This window comes from Pantoea sp. Mb-10, from assembly GCF_021272205.1.
Classification (GTDB): domain Bacteria; phylum Pseudomonadota; class Gammaproteobacteria; order Enterobacterales; family Enterobacteriaceae; genus Pantoea.
Genome location: NZ_JAJSDX010000003.1, coordinates 392184 through 408594, shown reverse-complemented (window position 1 = coordinate 408594; position 16411 = coordinate 392184). Strand labels below are relative to the sequence as shown.

The following is a 16411-nucleotide window of genomic DNA, read 5'->3' as shown; positions in this document are numbered from 1 at the left end:
AGCCGTTACGATTTGGCTTTTTTATGCCAGTGCAGACCCTGAATCGTCATGGAACTGGTGTCATTAGCGACATCCAGCAGAGACTGCGCCCACAATCTCAGACGCTTGCGGTTATCCTGCTTTTTGAAGTTCAGCATGAAGTCCATGTCTTGATAGTCAGCAAAGCGGTCGCCAAAAAAGGCCGGGAAAGAGGAGTAATGCACGGTAATGGCATCCATCCCGGTCTCTTTAGCGATATCCAGAAATTCAGGCTTCATATAGCCGGCGATGCTGAGACGTCCGTCACTGAGCGTCTGGCGCAGCGTTTTCAGTAGGCCAATAATGGCCGGATGGTTATGGCGATCGAAACCGCTGCCGCGGCTGGCTCCCACCACCAGACTGCTGAGATCGTTCATGCCCACCAAGAAGTTCTCCAGACCGAGCCGCTGGATATCTTTGGCGTGCCACAGGGCGGCCGGGGTTTCCATCATGCAGGAGACTTTGTTGGGGAATTGAAAGCGACGCACATAATCCATGCCAAATTCAATTTCTGACATTTCGCAGATGTAGGGGAACATGATGTGCAGATTTTTATGTTTTCTGGCGAGCGTGGTGATCACGTCGAATTCCAGATCGAAAGTGCGGGGCAGTTCCATCGCGCGACGCATGCCGCGCAAGCCGATGGTGGGGAACTCTTCCAAGACATATTCGTCGTAGCCTTCCAGCATATTGATTTCATTGGCTGGCGCATCCACGAAACGGTACCAGACATCTTTATCCGGGAAGGTGCGCAGAACGTTCTCAATATACTCTTCCATGATCTGACGCCCGTCGGGGGCGGTCAGGTATTTTCCGGCGCGGCGAAAAATATATTCACCGCGGAGCAGGCCCACCGCCGAGACCTCTTCGTAAATACGCGCGTCGGGGAGTTCGCCGCTTAACGAGACTTCAATATCCATAACTGACTCCTGATCAATATCACGCTGTCAGCGTGTGGGTTCAAAGGTGGCGGCGAGGGTGCGGGTGATCGCCTCAAACACCGCCGTCGCGGGTTGCTTGCCGTCGATTCGCGTCCAGTTTTGTTCCTGGCTCTGCCTGTGCAAAATGCGGTAGACCTTGTTCATGTGCGCCAGAAAACGGGCGTCGCTGCAGTCTGGCTGGTTGCCACACTCATAGGGGGCGTGGGTCTCGTGGTTGTGCCTGCGCCAGCCGAGGATGGTGGCGGGTTCGACATCGAGAAAAATCGTCAGATCCGGTTGGGGAAAAATGCTGATCAGCTGCGTAAGCCAGTGCTCATCTAGGCCCAGCGCCATCTCGGTGGCCACATGTTTCTGCCAGCCGCCGTCCAGGATAACAATCTCATCGGGTTGTACCGGCTGGTGACAAAGCGGAATGGCAAGCAGGTTAAAGAGAAACAGCGCCCGGCTGGCCCCACGCATCTCCGGCAGGATCTCGTACATAAGGGTGCGATAGTCGCAGCCAAAGTAGCGCGCCTCCGGGATCGCCGCGAGGTTAAGCGCATCCCGCTTGGCCAATGACCGAACGGGCCGATCGTAGTGGGCTTCCAGCCAGGGGATGACCTGACGCAGTTGGGTTGATTTACCACAGCCATCGCAACCCAGCAGATTAATCAACATAGAAACCTCAGGGTGATGTTGTCCCGACGCGGTGCGTCGGGGCGGGGATCAGGGCTGCGTGCGCAGAATGCCTTCTGCCTGTTCGTCCAGGCTCGCGCCTTGGGCATCGTTAAGCATTTTTTTGAACTGATGGCGTAACGCGAGCGGGACCAGCCGTTCAACGTAAAAACCGAGCTGTTCATCGAGGTGGTATTCCACCGGATCGTGCTCCGCCAGCAGGGAGAGCCCGCGAGCCATCTGCTCAGGAAAACCGGGGTAGCCCGATTGCAAGGTGTAAATGACGCTGTAGTAGAGGTTGCGACCCAGCGAAAAACAGGGATAGCGTGCTTCGTAGTTGTCGAGGGAGTATTTCGGGAAGCAGCCGTCGATGATCCGTTTGGGACACATCCACAGCGGCATCACCAGCGTCATATCGCCAATTTTACGCGCCGGGCTGGACGCAGGCTTTAAGCCGGTGGTCATGCGATAGAGGTTTTCGCACAGCACATCTTCCAGATTCAGACCGGTGCTGATGAACGTGGTATTTAACTCGCGCGCATAGCGTGTCAGCGACAGGCGTATCAGCAGCGTGCCGAGGAACTCAAAATCGTCGCCCACAAAATGGCGCTCAAAGCGGTCAATCAGACTTTCTCCGTCTGACGGGATCCCCAGCAGCGCTTTCACTTCGGTTTCATCAAACACTTTGAGGTCGAGTTGGTATTTCTCGCAGAGCGCTTTTGCGCGCGGCACGCCTTTATCCCAGTCTGGGATCCCCATGATGATCACGGGATGAACGTGTACGTAGTCGCGGATCAGGCTCAGGCCGTGCAGCATGGCATTGCTGTCACCGCCACCGCTGACGCCGACCACCAGGTGCGCGCCTTCCGGCAAATGCGCTTTGATGGTATCGGCAACCCGTTGGGCAATGATGGTCTGGCACTCTTCCGGCGTCAGTTTTTTCAGGTAGCTTTGCGCACTGGCGTCGCTGTTTTGCAAATCCTGATAGATGTACTCCGTGGACTGCTGCTCGCCTTCAGACGCGGGCACAATGCGGAAGTTTTCAGGGGAGAACTTAAACGGGTTCACGTTACGGTTGAAGTAAAGCAACAGCTCGTCCGCATCAAACTCAGCCATTCTCTTCTCCAGGCCGGAGCAAAGGTGCAGCGTCTCGTCATCTTCATTACGCTGGTAAATAGAGACCGCCGACCACGGAACATTATTGCGATTCAGGACGTCAATTAAGCGCTCATCTTTATTACTAATAAGCTGTTGACGACCGTGCGCCGTGATAACAGAGATTGACGGCCCCTCTGAATTTAACGATAAATTTGCTGACATGACATCACCTCGCATTACCCTGAAGAGTAAGTCGTTATAGGATTATTTAATTCTCGATTGATATGTGTAATGGAAATAAGGCCACAGAAATGTGGCCTTTGCTATTTACTGTGCGCCGGTTTCGCAGCTTGCACCGCAAATGGTTTCAATCCCGTATCGGGAAGCCGGAATAAATGCGCGGTTGGCACGCATTGATTCCAGCTCGCTTACGGAAAGATCGGCAATCTGATGTTGTGCACCATGGCCGATCAGGTTTACAGCTTCATTTTTCAGGTTGAAATTATTGCTTGGGTTCTGTTTTAAAGCAGTTTTCATTCTCACATCCTCATTTGAAAGTGGAATACCTGTTAAGCCACGTATGATAAACAACCGTTAACATTTACGTAGCAAGGCTAGTTATATCCCTTCCAAATACTTTGTCAAGCATGAATGTTACTACTTAGTATCATTGCGCGAGATTTCGAGCGCCCCTATGCGGCGCGGGCTTGCTGCCCGTGTTTAGCATGCTTTTTGCATAAAGCCGTCAACTGCGAGAGGTGCAGAGGCCGCTCTTGGTGTTAGGTGATACTGGTTAGTAACTTTCGTTTGACATTTGTTTTGGGTGTGATAAGACTAACCTCAGTTCATTCTCCTCAGCGTGAATGAACGGAACGTAATGCATAAACCTGAATATCTTTTAAGGAGAGTCGTTATGAATACGAAGAAACTGAAAAAAGTACGTCGTGGTAGTGCAGCGTTGTAATAGCTATTAACGCGGATTAGTGGCACAGGGATTTGTGCCATTAATTATTACTGAATATTTCCGTTGTTGCCTTTTATTAGGGGCTGCTGATGATCTATTTACCCTCCGATGTCAAAATTCAATTCCGCGGTCGTGTTTTTTTATTTCATGTTTTCGAACAGGTATTCGAAATAAGCTTCGATGATGACGCGCAGTTTATTGCTGCACAGCAGTTAGCGAATACGTTAGTGAATACAGGACGCGCCGATCGTGATTCAACGCCATTTTGCGAATATCTATTGGAAAACAATCTGGTTTTTGAACATACCGCCGATTTTGCTCCCGTTAGTGCGCTGGGGAGCACCGGAAATGCGTTTTATAACCGGCTGTTTAACATCGTCAATAATAAATGGTTGTTAGAGCGAGGCGAAACTCCCCTGGCCGTGGCGTTGCTGGAGCCGGAAAAGCACCGCGGTCTGCTGCTGGGCTGGACGCTGGAATATTTCCACGTCACCCATCTGGCCATCACCTCACTGATTGGGATTCTGGGGCACAATTTCTCGCCAGCCCTCGCCGGACTGGCCCGCGATTTTGTCAAAGAGGAGCTGTTCCATGAGCGCATCATGGCCAAAGCGTTTCTGGATACGCCGTGGGATGAAGCCCAGGTGTTTGCCTCGCGCCCGCTTCCTTCAACTCAAGCCTATATGGATTTCCTCAAGGATATTGCCTTCCGTCGGCCGCATTCGTTCTTTGCCAGCCTGTTTTTCTATGAAGGGGATGACGAAGATATGCTGATGTTCTCCGAGCGTATTCCCGATATTCCGGGTTTCCGTCGGATACGTGACAGCCATCTGGCCCATGCCCGCATCAATGTGCAGGGCGATCACGCCGATTTCTCACGTCATTACTTCTCGGAAATCTCACTGCTTACCCACGAGCAGCAGAATGAAATTCTGGATGACATGGCGTATCTCAATTTCCTGTTTTACGACATGCAGGATGAAGTGTATGCGGTGTATCGCGACGAACAGGCGGTGGAGGAGCGGTTATGTATCAATCAATGATGTTTCAAATGATAAGCCTTGGCATTGCCATTAAAGCGGAGCCGCTGGTGGATCTGCGCGGCGTATGGAAAAGAATGACGCTGCAGGAGGGCATTGAAACGCCGCTGACGTTCCCGCAGCGGGCCATTGTCACGCGCGGGCGCATCGCCATGCTGGACGGGGAGGGGCGCTTTTTCGCCTTTCTGCGCTCGGTTTGCCAGGCGATGCCGGACACGCCTTTGCGCCATGAGGTGAGCGAACTGCTCGGCCAGGCCGATCTCCCCGTGTTTATGGAAGACCGTGCGTTTGTGGCCCATTTTATGCGGGACAGCGCTGCGTCATGACCGTGCTGATCATCATTGCCATGCTGAAAGCCGTTGCGGAGAAAATCAGCAATTTTATTTTGCCGCTCTGGGCCTTTCAGCAGACGCAATCCAATGATTTGATGAGCTACGTGCGGCTGTTTGAATACCTGCCGTTTATGGTGCTGGGGTTCATTATTGGTGCCTTGGTGGACAGGGTCGGCAGTCGCCGGGGGTTTACCTTCGGGACGCTGGGGCAGGCGGCGGTGCTGGTGCTGCTGGCGGGATACGGTGCGCCCGCCCCGCATCTGCTTTTCCTGCTGGTGTTCATGCTGATGGGCATGACCTACTTTGCCAACAACGCACTGATTGTGCAGTCGCGCACCGCCTTGCCCGATAACCGACTGATTGCCTACAACCGCTATACCAATATGGTGACCAACGTCATGGAGAGCGCCGGGCCGGCCATCATTGGGGCGCTGTTGCTGCTGTTGAGTTACACCCAGGCGCTGCACGTCTCTTGGGTGCTGCTGTCGGCGGCCCTGCTGCTGGGCATGGCGACCTTTCGGCGTCCGCCTGTCAGGGCAAAAAAGCCGTTTATCCCCGATGTAGTCTACGGCTTCCGCGCGCTCTACCGCCTGCGTAATCTGTGGGTGCTGTCGTGGTGGACGGCTTTTGCCAATGCCGTGATCGTGGTGTCTGAAGTGGTGGTGATGTACTGCGCGAAATCCAGCTTTGCGTTCACGGATTTTCAGGTGGGGCTGCTGTTCGCCGTTGGCGGATTGGGGGCCCTCAGCGGCTCCTGGCTGTCAGAATATATTGAGCAACGCGTCGGCGTGATTCGGGTGCTGGCCTACAGCATCCCGCTGATTGGCGTCGCCTACCTGTTCACCAGTCTGCACGTTACGCCCGTCACCTTGGGTGCCATGCTGTTTTGTGAATCCTTCCTGTTCTCTCTTTATATCGTCTGCGTGCGCACTTACCGCCTGGTGGTGGCCCCCGCAGAGGATCTCGGCAAGATCAATGGGATCACCGGCAGCATTTTCAAAATGTTCATTCCTGTGTCACTGGGGCTGTATGCCCTGTGGGGCAATCAGGTCTCGACCGGCATGGTGCTGGGCGTGATGGGAGCGCTGTTTGTGTCAGGCACCCTGGTGCTGCTGGCCTCCAGCGCACTCAGCATGCAGGAAAAACTCTCGGACAATTACTGACCACGAGGCGAAGCATGACGCAGAACTGGCTGGAATGGGCGTTGAGGGTGAGCAGTGGAGGCGAGATGTTTGACGTGATCCATGCGCTGGGGGCATTTGACCGTTACCAAGCCTCAAAAGGCATTATGGCAGCGGCAACGGTGGTGGCACGGGCGGCGGAAGCGCGAGGGATGCGCGACGTCGAGATACAGACTTTCGCGGCGGATGGGGCCCAGCGCTGGTGGGATTTCCAGGCCCCGATGGCCTGGACGCCGGTCAAGGCGACGTTGTCGCTACGTCATCCGGCCTGCACGCTGGATCACCAGCGTGAGCCGTTTACGCTCGCCACCTATTCGGCGGCAGCCTGCGGTGCGTTCCCGCTGGTGTGGCTGGATGCGGCCACCGATCTTAACGGGAAAATTGTTCTGATTCCGGCGGCAGACTATCCGACCGCCGGTCTGCTGGCGCACCTTGAGCAGCGGGGCGCAGCGGGCGTGATCACCGATGCGTTTGCCCGTTTTGACCCGCACAGTGGTCGTTACTGGCGTGGGCGTCTGGAACTGCCGCCCGGCTGTCGCTTATTCGCGTTCAGCGTGCTGCCGGACGAGCTGCGCGATCTGGCGCGCGCCGACATCGCGGCGGACGTTGAAATTGTGATTGATGATGAAGCGATCATGCCCGTGGTGAGCGCGTCGATCCCCGGTATGCCGGGTGAACGGGAGATCTGGATCACCGCCCATCTGTGCCATTCGCGCGCCGGGGCGAACGACAATGCCTCCGGCGTGAGCGCTGCGCTGGAGGTCGCGAGGCTGGTGCAGCATCTCACGGCACGGTCTAACACGCTGCGCTATCCGCTTCGGGTGATCTGGGGACCGGAGTTTTTGGGCGTGGCGGCCATGCAGTATCAACGACGCCATCTGCCGGGCCCGCTTGCGGTGATTAATCTGGATATGGTCGGCGAAGATCCGGAACGATGCGGATCGCCGATGTGCGTTGAGCTGCCACCTTCCCGGCTGGCCTCCCCGCTGGGAGAGATGGCCAGAACGCTGATGCAGGACGTTTTTGCGCTGACCGCCGGACATCCCGGCTCCTGGGTCAGCGTGCCTTTTCACGGCTTTTCCGATCACGCGTTGTTTGTGAACCACAGCGATGCGTCGCGTAACTGCGCGGCGTTGCAGCTGTGCCATCTCGACGACAGGTTTAACCATACGGCGGCCGATCTGCCCGATAAAGTCTCCGTCACAGAGATGAAGCGCACCGTTGCTGTGGCGCTGGCGCTGACAATGCAACTCCAGGCGCTGGCGCCCGAACAGATTGTGCCGCTGCGTCCGATTATTCCTCCAGAGCCCAACGGCGTGCTGGGCCGCTGGGCCGGGCCACTGAACCTCCGGCGGCTTATCCAACAGTTACCGACGCCGCTGCGGCAGGCCCTTGAGAGTTTGATTGCACGGGACAAGCGCTACCTTGCGCTGCTGCACCTATGCGCCATTGGGGCCGATGGCCGCCACGGCAAGGCGCTGCTGCGCGAGTCCGCTGACACCGTGGGGCTGGCGCTCACTGTCGAGACGACGGCCTTACTCGGCGCGATCTTTGCCGCGTCCGATTATTTTCAGATCTGCACAGCCACGCACACGCCGGGGGGCGAACCGTATGGATCCACACCAGCTTTTTGAACACTGCATCGCGCGCACCGCCATCGACGTGCCGCCGGCCTGGCGCGCGGGCACGTTACAGTGCGTGATCGAGCTTCGGCAGGCGGTGGCGCAAATCGACGCGTGCCGTGTTGCCCACGCTGAACCGGCCAACGGCTTTTTCCCGGAAGCGGTCGTTTACCATTACGAGGCCACCCGTGAATAACGCCCTGCACCTTCTTTCGCTGGCTGAACTGGCGCGCCGCTTGCAGCAGAAGACGATGACTTCGGTGGCGTTAACGGCGTACTTTCTGGCGCGTATCGATCGCTTCAATCCGGGGCTGAATGCCTTTATTCATGTTGACCGGGCGCGAGCTTATCGCGATGCACAGCGCGCCGACGCCTGGCTGGCCTCGGGCGCACCGGTGGGGCCGTTAACCGGTATTCCTTATGCGCTTAAAGATATTTTCGACGTAGAAGGGGAGGCGACAACCTGCCATTCACACGTGATGTTGCAGCATCGTGCTGCGCGCAGCAGTACCGTGGCGGCTCGTTTGGCAGCAGCGGGCGGCGTCTATTTAGGGAAACTGGCGACACATGAATTTGCGCTGGGTGGGCCCAGCCATGAGCTGCCTTTTCCGCCGGCGCGCAATCCCTGGAACCGGGCGCATTTTACCGGCGCATCGTCCTCCGGAGCAGGCGCCGCCGTGGCGGCGGGGCTGGTGCCGGTTGCCCTCGGGTCCGATACCAGCGGCTCGATTCGCGGCCCGGCCTGTTTATGCGGGGTGGTGGGCTTTAAGCCTACCTACGGCCTCGTCTCACGGGCGGGCGTATTTCCCCTCTCCTGGACGCTGGATCACTGCGGGCCTTTAACGCGTTTCAGTGACGATACCCGCCGGGTGTTGCAGGTGATTGCCGGACATGACCCGGCCGATCCCACCACCGTTCGCCGTGCGCTGGATTTCACCCCGCGCGCCGTCACGTGGTCGGGCCGTCGCATCGCCTGGCCACGACATTTGTTGACCGATAACCCCCATACCGACCCGGCCTTGATTGCGTCGATGGATCGCGCCGTGGGCTTTCTCAGGGACGCGGGCGCGCAGGTGGATGAGGTGAGATTCAAGGACTTTGCCCTGTTTAACGCGTGCGGGCGTGTCATTATGGCGGCGGAGTCCTTTGCGGTTCATCAGCACACCTTGCGCGAACGCGGCGCTGAATATGGTCGCTTTACCTTTCAGCGTATCTTTCCCGGCGCGACAATTACGGCAGCCGAGTTGCTCGATGCCTTCCGCTTGCGTACCGAACTCACTGGCTGGCTGAACGCCGAGCTGTTTTCGCATTATTCGTTGCTGCTGTTTCCGGGCACCCTGCGGGCGGCGCCGCACTTTGATGAGTTTTCGCAGGATTGGCCGCCGGCCAGCCATGTGATTCCGACGCAGACCATCCCCTTTAACGTCACCGGCAACCCTGCACTCAGTCTGCCGCTCGGCCTGACGGCAGACGGACTGCCGCTGGGTATGCAGCTGGTCGGTCGCCTGTTTGATGATAACGGGGTGCTTGATGCGGGCGCGGCGATGGAGAACTGGCTCGCCATGCCCGCGGTCAGTGATGAGATTATGCTGCGTCAGCAGGCCGATTCCGCAGCGTAAAACGCGTATAGCTGCGGGACAACAGCTGCGCCAGCGTCGCATCCTCGGGGTGATGGCGTAACAGCAGATGGGCAAGGCTGAGAAAATAGTGCACGTAAGGCACGCCAGTCCACACAAAAAGCGGCGTTTTTTCCAGTAACCACGTCGGGGTGTGGGTGCTCTTGGCGTAGAGGGGATTGTGCGCAAGGGCCTCGCGGTAGGCGCGGGCGACACCGTATTCCGGGGCCAGAAGCGGAAAGAGCGCGAACACCGATTGCTTAATGGCTTCCAGCGCCCAGGCGTGCAGATCGAGAGTGGGATCCTGCGCGGCGCATAACCGCCACTCCTCCTCAAAAGCGGGCAGTTCGGTGTCCCAGAACGGCAGCGCAAAGTCTCCGCTGGGATGGTCGCTGGAGAGATGATTGCGGCAGTGACCGATTTCATGCGCCAACTCAAGCGCTTCGCGCGGCGTGAGGCATGTGAAGTTGGCGGCATGCAGGGCGATACTCGCGCTTCGCGTCTCTCCGTCGAGACGCAGATCGGCATAGTTATCGCTATCAGCAATGACGTCAACAGGGATGCCGTTGATCGCAATGGTAGCGCTGTCTGACGTCACGTTCAGGCAGTCAAGATCAAGCGAGTGGCACACGGCTTCGACAGAGGTGACGTGAGTCAGCCCGGCCGCCAGCGCGTCAGCACGCAGATAATGGGGGCGTTCTGGATCGATGTGCAGATCGTCCCAGCGAATGCGTTGCGCAATATGCTGCGTCATCTCGACGATATCCTGCGCCAGTGCCGGCCGATCAACGTCGCACTGGCAGAGATGCAACGTCAGCCGGGTTTGTGCATAGAGCGTATCAACCTGCCGGTATGTCGCTGCCTCCCTGCGGTGGGTGAGTGCCGTTTGATAGTCGTCAAATAGAGGACTCTCGCGCACATTGGCGATGATATATAGCCAGGATAACCGCTGCGGAAGCGGAAAGTCGTTAGCCGCAACGAATAAATGCTCAACAGGGATGTCATCATCAAAAAGTAATTCGAGGTTATTAGCTGAAAACATATTTTTCCCGTGGAGAAGAATGGGGGTGAATATTTATTATTAACTAAATAATGTTTGTGTCAATGCATTGTGGTGGTAATTCTTGCAGGCGGAATGGGGTTGAAAGGCCTTATTATTAAGCCGGATGAGCAGTGCGTGAAATATAATTATAAATTAGGTCTCACATTCAATAAATAACCTATGAGAATGGTCATTAAGGTGTATGGTGCAGCGTTTTTTTTGAAAATGATAGTTTTGATGTCAGTCAGGTGTCGTCGTTTTTAACGTCCATGGGGAAAGGCAGGCAAGGGAGAACCCCTTAGTTTCGTTTTTTAATCTCCGTTATGTGATGGCGCAGGCGTGCCATCGTGTTTAGCCGCGAGTAATAATAAGATGACGTGCATCTTTATTTGGTTCGTGACGTTTTATTCGCAGCGTTATAGGGAAATAAATGCCTTTCACGCGCGAGCAGAACGATGTATGCCAGGCCGTCAATTCCGCTGTGGGGTTATCACTTTGTCACGCGCTTTCTGCTTAAATGAGAAGCCTGTTGGATAGATGAGTTTTTACATCCAAACGATCTCTCGGCTAAAATATTTATTATCATGACAATGACATTGCATCACGGCTTTTATAGCTGACATTAACTTTCTGCTTATTTATGGGTGGAAATACAGTGCGTGCGTGTGGCTATTCGTAACCGAAGGATCGCCATTATGCAAGAGGCGGCGAAAATAACAAACCAAGGCAGGGCGCTCACGCGTGAGAACGGTAAGCGCCACAGGCATGGTTCGTGACGCTAAAATGTTGCTGGCCTGCTGGGTTTGAGCCAGCGACCAAGCGATTATGAGATTGTTGCCATACCGAGAAAAACCAAAGATTTAACTTTATTAACATTGACATGCATTGCCAATATTTGCCGCTATTTGCCACTATCCGCCATCTCTATCGCCATTTCATCGCCACTGTGTGCCAGAGGATTGAGCCTGGCCGCCTCTTCTAAATGGTCGGGGGCGAAGTGGGCGTAACGCATCGTCATTTTAATATCGGTGTGGCCAAGCACGCGCTGCAGCACCAGTAAGTTTCCGCCATTCATCATAAAATGGCTGGCAAAGGTGTGGCGTAAAACGTGAGTTAATTGGCCAGCGGGTAATTCAATGCCGGTGCGATCGAGCGCCACGCGAAATGCACCGTAGCAGTCCGAGAAAAGTCTGCCGCCTTTATTTATGGGCAACGCGTTATAGAGGGCGGCGGTAATCGGAACGGTTCTGTTTTTTCGGCCTTTGGTTTTGACATAGGTGATCTTGTATTTCACCACCTGGCTGCTTTTTAAGCCTTCCGCTTCTGACCATCTGGCGCCGGTCGCCAAACAAATTTTGACCACCGTTTCCAGGTCAGGATTATCGTTGTTGCGGCACGCGGCGAGAAGAAGAGCAATTTGATCGTGATTGAGCCACGCCATCTCCGTCTCTTCGGTGCGGAACGGGCGGATGTGCTTCAGCGGGTTTTCACCTTGCCATTCGCCCAATCGGCTCAGCTCATTAAACACGGCGCGGAAGTAGGCCAACTCCAGGTTCAGCGTGCGTGGCGAAACCGCGGTAACGCGGTTAGAGCGCGCGTAGTCGCCTTTTAAGCGCTTCTCGCGGTAGCGCGAGAACATCTGGGCATCGAAGTCTTTGGCCAGCGGTTCCCCCATGCACGCAAACGCATGCTGCATCGCCAGCTGCCGCTTTTGCCCGTCTCTCAACGTGATACCGTGGGCGCCATACCAGGCGGTAATCAAATCCAATAGCGTGCGGCGATCCTCTTTGCCTTCCTGCCAGGGTTGCTTAACGCTGTACTGCTCAAACGCCAGCGCTTCGCCCTTGGTGGCGAATTTTTTACGCACGCGCTTGCCGCCGGCACCGTTCGGGTAAATCTCACAAATCCAGCCGCCTTGAGGTAATTTTCTTACCGCCATCACGCCATCTCGTTATACGCGCCAACGACCCGACTTAGCATGACAATCTCATCGACGGCACATTCAAACGGCACCTTTCCGCCGGTGACGTGCAGCTTCTTGCCCGGCAACACCGTGACATCACGCAGGCTGATGGCGCCTTCAATGTTCACAATCCACTGGCCATCCGCCAAAGGGGCGTGATTCTCAACGAAATAGGTGGTGTCGTGACTGCGCACGCACGCTATGTTCTCCATGGATCGCGCCAAGAGCTGTGCATCCACCACCATTTCCCCCAGCTGCAGCAGGCGACCGTCGCTTAACGCATGCAGGGGAAGCACTGCGGTGGCACCTTGCGCCGAAGAGGCAGCTACCTTGGGCGGGCCTTCGCCGGTCATCAGCCATTTCAGATCGGCTCCGGTCTCCAGCGCACAAAACACGGCAAAGTCATACGACATATTGCCGCGTTTGTAGCGATTCTGCAGCGAACTCGCGGCGATGTCGAAATGCTTAGCTAATTGAATTTTCTGTGAAAATCCATAGACCTCGCAGATTCTGTTGAGCAGAGCCTCATTGTCAAAGTTATCGGTATCTACCATTTTTAATATTACCTGTCTTGATAAATGCTAAAATTGGTATTAGCATTGCTCTTATTGGTGGCTGTTAATGGCAAGTCTTGGCAAAAACAGGGCGATTAACGGCTAAATATTACTAAATAGGGAATGATGCTATATGGCCTGTGAAATCGCAATCATCAAACTGCCGTCGCCCGTGGTTACCCTGCAGCAATTTGCAGCATTGGAAGGGGTCTCTCAACGCACCGCCTACCGCTGGACAACCGGAGATAACCCTCGCGTGCCGATTGAGCCGCGCACCATCCGTAAAGGCTGCTCGAAAGCCGGTGGGCCCATACGCATCTACTACGCGCGCTGGAAAGAGGAGCAGCTGCGTAAATCCCTTGGCCACTCGCGCTTTCAACTGATTATCGGTGAGTGATTCACAATAAGTGAACTTTTTTCCATGGCTCAATCGACAAACCCTTTTGACGGTGGGCGTTAACAGGAGAAGAAAACGATGCGGCAACACATGACACACCCGCAGGACGCGCGCCTGCAGCCGATCACCTTCGACGAATTTCAAAAAAGATGGCGTCAGATGCGCGATCGCCATGCCAACCCGGCGCTGCGCTATTTCAACCAGCAAAACCATGCCTTCAAATTTTGCGTGTTGACGCTGGCAAACCAAGACCACCCTAAAACCTTCAAGGTGAACGATGTCGGCGAACCCTTTGAGTTTTTTGACGAACGTCGCCGTGAATTGATCATCGAGGCGATGAATAAACTGGCCCGCTGGGGACAAACACTGCCTCGACAGTTTTCCACGGCAGACCGCGTTTTACCGGATTAATCCCTAAACCGTTTTTTATGGCGTAAACCCGCCGGGCATGCCTTTGCCTAAATTCTGGAGACCAAACCATGCGCAATACCCCTTTACGTTCAACCACGGCAGCGCTGCATGCCAACCTGACAGCCGCGCAGAACAGCGCGCGCAAAGCCTGTGCGTTAGCGCTAGCAGAACGTCTCGATGCGTTGGCCTTACATATCGATCGCCACACCCTGAACGGTGTTGAAGCGGCCGAGCTGATTCGCCAGGAAGCCGAGCGCCATAGACATGCTCTTGAGGAGATGCACTGATGGCGGATGCGATCGACCGCGCGCAGCAGCGCGCCGAGGAGCTGTTAGCCGACACCCTGGCCCAGGCGATAAAGCGTCCTGTTGGGGTCTCGGCGTTTATTTGCGAGGAGTGCGATAACCCCATCCCAGAGGCCCGTCGTCGGGCCTGTCACGGCGTCACGCGCTGTGTAAGCTGCCAGGCTTGGGTAGAAAAATACCCAAGCCGTGCCAAAGGTCTTGCGTGAACGAGCCTTACGCTTACCCGTGGAATGCGCCGCGGGAAGCGATTTCCAGCCCGTATCCCACCTACAAAGAGCTGGCGCACCGCACGCGTGCGCTGGCGGCTTATGCGCATGCCCAGACGCAGCTGGAGCGGCAGCCAAAGCTGGTCCAGCTCGACATCCAACGTCGTCTCGCTGAACGAGAAAGTACCCAAGGCGCAACCCGCGCAGCGGCATACCTGACCGGGACCTTTCTCACGCGCACGCTGCCGCGCCTCGAGCGCGTCCATGCACGCTATCGTCTCGACACCCTGCCGTCCGGCACGCTGCATTTACTGATGGCCCATGCGCCACACGAGCAGGGTGCGGCCCGTTCAGCCGGTGCGTTATGGGAACTGGTGACGCGCTTTAACCGCCTGCCGGATATGGCGCGGGCCGATGTGGATCGGCTGGCTGGCGATATCGCGAATTTTATTTTGGCGGAACTGGTTCAGGCGTACACGCCCAGCGCGTCGGACTACCGCTTGACGCATCGCCTCTACGTGATGGCCGCCACGCTGACCCGCACATTCCGGCAAATGCCGCCGCTGTGGGAGCGCGTCACATCACGCTTTTTTGCGCCAGAAGAGGTGACGCCTGCCATTCTGCGCATGCAGACTGAAAAATGGTGGAAGGGCCGACTGCGTCGCGTGGCGGCGGCGTGGCGCGAGCATCTTCACATTGCCTTGGCCAACGTCAGCAAAACGCACACGCCCTACGCCAGCCCTATGGCGGCGGCTGAGTGGCGTGAGCAAAAACGCCGTACGCGAGAGTTTCTCAACGGCATGGAGCTGGAAGATGAAGCAGGGAATCGCATCAGCCTGATCGATAAGTATGACGGCAGCGTGGCCAATCCGGCGATCCGCCGCTGCGAGCTCATGACGCGCATACGCGGCTTTGAAAATATCTGCAATGAAATGGGGTTTGTCGGCGACTTCTACACCTTAACCGCCCCGGCGCGCTATCACGCCACGCTCAAAACCGGCCACGGCAACCGCAAGTGGTGTGGTGCCAGCCCGGCGGATACGCAGCGTTATCTCTGCACTCTCTGGCAAAAAATCCGCGCCCGACTGCACCGCGAAGCGATCCGCGTTTTCGGCATTCGGGTGGCGGAGCCGCACCATGACGGTACGCCGCACTGGCACATGCTGCTGTTCATGCGTCCTGAGCACGTCGAGCCGGTGCGCCAGGCGATGCGTGATTACGCCTGGCAGGAAGACAGCGGCGAACTCACCAGCGACAAGGCGCGTAAAGCCCGCTTCCATGCTGAAGCCATCGACCCCAACAAAGGCAGTGCCACCGGCTATGTGGCGAAATACATTGCCAAGAACATTGATGGCTATGCGCTGGAAGGGGAGCGGGATAATGAAAGCGGCAAGCCGCTGAGCGAGACGGCAGCTGCAGTGTGCGCGTGGGCTGCGCGCTGGCATATCCGTCAGTTCCAGTTTGTGGGCGGGGCACCGGTCACGGTCTATCGCGAACTGCGTCGCATGGCGGACAGCGAGACCGCACACGGCCTGAGCGTGGCGTTTGCGGCGGCACACGACGCCGCGGATGCTGGCGATTGGGCGGGCTATATCCATGCGCAAGGCGGGCCGTTCGTGCGGCGCGACGCGCTGGCCGTGCGCACCTGGTATCAGCCGAGTGCAGACCTGAACGCCTACGGTGAAGAGACGCTGCGTATCAAAGGCGTGTTTGCCACCCAAGTTGGGGCAGATACGCCCATCTTGACCCGACTGATCGCCTGGAAGATCGTGCCCAAGCGCGCCCTTGCTGGTGGGGTTGACCGTCAGGACGCGTCCGCGTCCTCTTGGAGTTCTGTCAATAACTGTACGGAGGCGGCGCGGGCAAGCTCGCCGTCGGAACCTGTTAGCACACCCGATTTTTACGGCATGTGTCAGCGAGAGCGCCGGCAGTGGGTGACAGCGCTCAAAGCGTATACGAAACGCGGACGTTATGATGACAGACGCCCACCGTCACCGTCGCGGCGCAGCGTTTTTCCAGCGGATCGCACATGAGATCCGGCCCCGCGTTAACAAGCGGATGGGGCTC

General features: G+C 56.5%; 18 protein-coding genes. 11 read left to right on the top strand and 7 right to left on the bottom strand.

The window, feature by feature from the left end; genetic code table 11:
* Nucleotides 1-5: 5 nt before the first annotated feature.
* The 4 genes from LU196_RS07950 to LU196_RS07935 all read right to left on the bottom strand — a co-directional run bounded on the left by LU196_RS07950 (nucleotide 6) and on the right by LU196_RS07935 (nucleotide 3248).
* Nucleotides 6-938, bottom strand: coding sequence for a putative PEP-binding protein (locus LU196_RS07950; RefSeq protein ID WP_232758415.1), 933 nt, complete (start codon nucleotides 936-938; stop codon nucleotides 6-8).
* A 27-nt stretch (nucleotides 939-965) separates the two neighbouring features.
* The gene (locus LU196_RS07945) at nucleotides 966-1616 is read right to left on the bottom strand and encodes a hypothetical protein (protein ID WP_232758416.1); all 651 of its coding nucleotides are present in this window, start codon (nucleotides 1614-1616) and stop codon (nucleotides 966-968) included.
* 48 nt (nucleotides 1617-1664) lie between these two features.
* On the bottom strand, nucleotides 1665-2933 hold the full coding sequence (locus tag LU196_RS07940; protein ID WP_232758417.1) for a hypothetical protein: 1269 nt from the start codon (nucleotides 2931-2933) through the stop codon (nucleotides 1665-1667).
* A gap of 105 nt (nucleotides 2934-3038) precedes the next feature.
* Nucleotides 3039-3248 (bottom strand): hypothetical protein, encoded by a 210-nt coding sequence (locus LU196_RS07935; RefSeq protein ID WP_232758418.1) that lies wholly within the window; start codon nucleotides 3246-3248, stop codon nucleotides 3039-3041.
* A gap of 516 nt (nucleotides 3249-3764) precedes the next feature.
* Between LU196_RS07935 and LU196_RS07930 the strand changes: the two genes are divergently transcribed.
* The 6 genes from LU196_RS07930 to LU196_RS07905 are packed head-to-tail and all read left to right on the top strand — an operon-like array spanning nucleotide 3765 to nucleotide 9469.
* Nucleotides 3765-4718 carry a hypothetical protein gene (locus tag LU196_RS07930; protein WP_232758419.1) on the top strand — a complete coding sequence of 318 codons (954 nt, stop codon included), beginning with the start codon at nucleotides 3765-3767 and terminating at the stop codon, nucleotides 4716-4718.
* Nucleotides 4703-5041 carry a hypothetical protein gene (locus LU196_RS07925; RefSeq protein WP_232758420.1) on the top strand — a complete coding sequence of 113 codons (339 nt, stop codon included), beginning with the start codon at nucleotides 4703-4705 and terminating at the stop codon, nucleotides 5039-5041. The genes LU196_RS07930 and LU196_RS07925 overlap by 16 nt, the downstream gene beginning before the upstream one ends.
* Nucleotides 5038-6210 carry an MFS transporter gene (locus tag LU196_RS07920; RefSeq protein WP_232758421.1) on the top strand — a complete coding sequence of 391 codons (1173 nt, stop codon included), beginning with the start codon at nucleotides 5038-5040 and terminating at the stop codon, nucleotides 6208-6210. The genes LU196_RS07925 and LU196_RS07920 overlap by 4 nt, the downstream gene beginning before the upstream one ends.
* A 14-nt stretch (nucleotides 6211-6224) precedes the next feature.
* Nucleotides 6225-7862: a M28 family peptidase gene (locus LU196_RS07915; protein ID WP_232758422.1), complete on the top strand. Its 1638-nt coding sequence runs from the start codon at nucleotides 6225-6227 to the stop codon at nucleotides 7860-7862.
* The gene (locus LU196_RS07910) at nucleotides 7840-8046 is read left to right on the top strand and encodes a hypothetical protein (protein ID WP_232758423.1); all 207 of its coding nucleotides are present in this window, start codon (nucleotides 7840-7842) and stop codon (nucleotides 8044-8046) included. Before LU196_RS07915 ends, LU196_RS07910 begins: the two co-directional genes overlap by 23 nt.
* Nucleotides 8039-9469 (top strand): amidase, encoded by a 1431-nt coding sequence (locus LU196_RS07905; RefSeq protein WP_232758424.1) that lies wholly within the window; start codon nucleotides 8039-8041, stop codon nucleotides 9467-9469. Before LU196_RS07910 ends, LU196_RS07905 begins: the two co-directional genes overlap by 8 nt.
* Here the strand turns inward: LU196_RS07905 and LU196_RS07900 are convergent.
* The 3 genes from LU196_RS07900 to LU196_RS07890 all read right to left on the bottom strand — a co-directional run bounded on the left by LU196_RS07900 (nucleotide 9435) and on the right by LU196_RS07890 (nucleotide 13025).
* Complete coding sequence (locus LU196_RS07900) at nucleotides 9435-10508, bottom strand: hypothetical protein (protein ID WP_232758425.1); 1074 nt, start codon at nucleotides 10506-10508, stop codon at nucleotides 9435-9437. The genes LU196_RS07905 and LU196_RS07900 overlap by 35 nt on opposite strands.
* Before the next feature lie 901 nt (nucleotides 10509-11409).
* Nucleotides 11410-12447 carry a tyrosine-type recombinase/integrase gene (locus LU196_RS07895; RefSeq protein ID WP_232758426.1) on the bottom strand — a complete coding sequence of 346 codons (1038 nt, stop codon included), beginning with the start codon at nucleotides 12445-12447 and terminating at the stop codon, nucleotides 11410-11412.
* Nucleotides 12447-13025: a phage repressor protein CI gene (locus LU196_RS07890; protein WP_232758427.1), complete on the bottom strand. Its 579-nt coding sequence runs from the start codon at nucleotides 13023-13025 to the stop codon at nucleotides 12447-12449. Before LU196_RS07890 ends, LU196_RS07895 begins: the two co-directional genes overlap by 1 nt.
* Nucleotides 13026-13158: 133 nt before the next feature.
* Between LU196_RS07890 and LU196_RS07885 the strand changes: the two genes are divergently transcribed.
* The 5 genes from LU196_RS07885 to LU196_RS07865 all read left to right on the top strand — a co-directional run bounded on the left by LU196_RS07885 (nucleotide 13159) and on the right by LU196_RS07865 (nucleotide 16377).
* Complete coding sequence (locus LU196_RS07885) at nucleotides 13159-13422, top strand: hypothetical protein (RefSeq protein ID WP_232758428.1); 264 nt, start codon at nucleotides 13159-13161, stop codon at nucleotides 13420-13422.
* A gap of 78 nt (nucleotides 13423-13500) precedes the next feature.
* A complete protein-coding gene (locus tag LU196_RS07880; RefSeq protein ID WP_232778283.1) occupies nucleotides 13501-13833 on the top strand; it encodes a hypothetical protein in 333 nt (110 codons plus the stop codon).
* Nucleotides 13834-13901: 68 nt separating this feature from the next.
* A complete protein-coding gene (locus LU196_RS07875; RefSeq protein WP_232758430.1) occupies nucleotides 13902-14120 on the top strand; it encodes a DUF2732 family protein in 219 nt (72 codons plus the stop codon).
* On the top strand, nucleotides 14120-14344 hold the full coding sequence (locus LU196_RS07870) for a TraR/DksA family transcriptional regulator (RefSeq protein WP_232758431.1): 225 nt from the start codon (nucleotides 14120-14122) through the stop codon (nucleotides 14342-14344). The genes LU196_RS07875 and LU196_RS07870 overlap by 1 nt, the downstream gene beginning before the upstream one ends.
* Entirely contained in the window at nucleotides 14341-16377 is a 2037-nt protein-coding gene (locus LU196_RS07865) for a replication endonuclease (protein WP_232758432.1), read from the top strand. Before LU196_RS07870 ends, LU196_RS07865 begins: the two co-directional genes overlap by 4 nt.
* Nucleotides 16378-16411 lie beyond the last annotated feature (34 nt).

Excerpts from the sequence above, each read along its gene's own strand:
- LU196_RS07950 (WP_232758415.1), bottom strand. The coding sequence starts at position 938 with ATGGATATTGAAGTCTCGTTAAGCGGCGAACTCCCCGACGCGCGTATT.
- LU196_RS07945 (WP_232758416.1), bottom strand. The coding sequence starts at position 1,616 with ATGTTGATTAATCTGCTGGGTTGCGATGGCTGTGGTAAATCAACCCAA.
- LU196_RS07940 (WP_232758417.1), bottom strand. The coding sequence starts at position 2,933 with ATGTCAGCAAATTTATCGTTAAATTCAGAGGGGCCGTCAATCTCTGTT.
- LU196_RS07935 (WP_232758418.1), bottom strand. The coding sequence starts at position 3,248 with ATGAAAACTGCTTTAAAACAGAACCCAAGCAATAATTTCAACCTGAAA.
- LU196_RS07930 (WP_232758419.1), top strand. The coding sequence starts at position 3,765 with ATGATCTATTTACCCTCCGATGTCAAAATTCAATTCCGCGGTCGTGTT.
- LU196_RS07925 (WP_232758420.1), top strand. The coding sequence starts at position 4,703 with ATGTATCAATCAATGATGTTTCAAATGATAAGCCTTGGCATTGCCATT.
- LU196_RS07920 (WP_232758421.1), top strand. The coding sequence starts at position 5,038 with ATGACCGTGCTGATCATCATTGCCATGCTGAAAGCCGTTGCGGAGAAA.
- LU196_RS07915 (WP_232758422.1), top strand. The coding sequence starts at position 6,225 with ATGACGCAGAACTGGCTGGAATGGGCGTTGAGGGTGAGCAGTGGAGGC.
- LU196_RS07910 (WP_232758423.1), top strand. The coding sequence starts at position 7,840 with ATGGATCCACACCAGCTTTTTGAACACTGCATCGCGCGCACCGCCATC.
- LU196_RS07900 (WP_232758425.1), bottom strand. The coding sequence starts at position 10,508 with ATGTTTTCAGCTAATAACCTCGAATTACTTTTTGATGATGACATCCCT.
- LU196_RS07895 (WP_232758426.1), bottom strand. The coding sequence starts at position 12,447 with ATGGCGGTAAGAAAATTACCTCAAGGCGGCTGGATTTGTGAGATTTAC.
- LU196_RS07890 (WP_232758427.1), bottom strand. The coding sequence starts at position 13,025 with ATGGTAGATACCGATAACTTTGACAATGAGGCTCTGCTCAACAGAATC.
- LU196_RS07885 (WP_232758428.1), top strand. The coding sequence starts at position 13,159 with ATGGCCTGTGAAATCGCAATCATCAAACTGCCGTCGCCCGTGGTTACC.
- LU196_RS07880 (WP_232778283.1), top strand. The coding sequence starts at position 13,501 with ATGCGGCAACACATGACACACCCGCAGGACGCGCGCCTGCAGCCGATC.
- LU196_RS07875 (WP_232758430.1), top strand. The coding sequence starts at position 13,902 with ATGCGCAATACCCCTTTACGTTCAACCACGGCAGCGCTGCATGCCAAC.
- LU196_RS07870 (WP_232758431.1), top strand. The coding sequence starts at position 14,120 with ATGGCGGATGCGATCGACCGCGCGCAGCAGCGCGCCGAGGAGCTGTTA.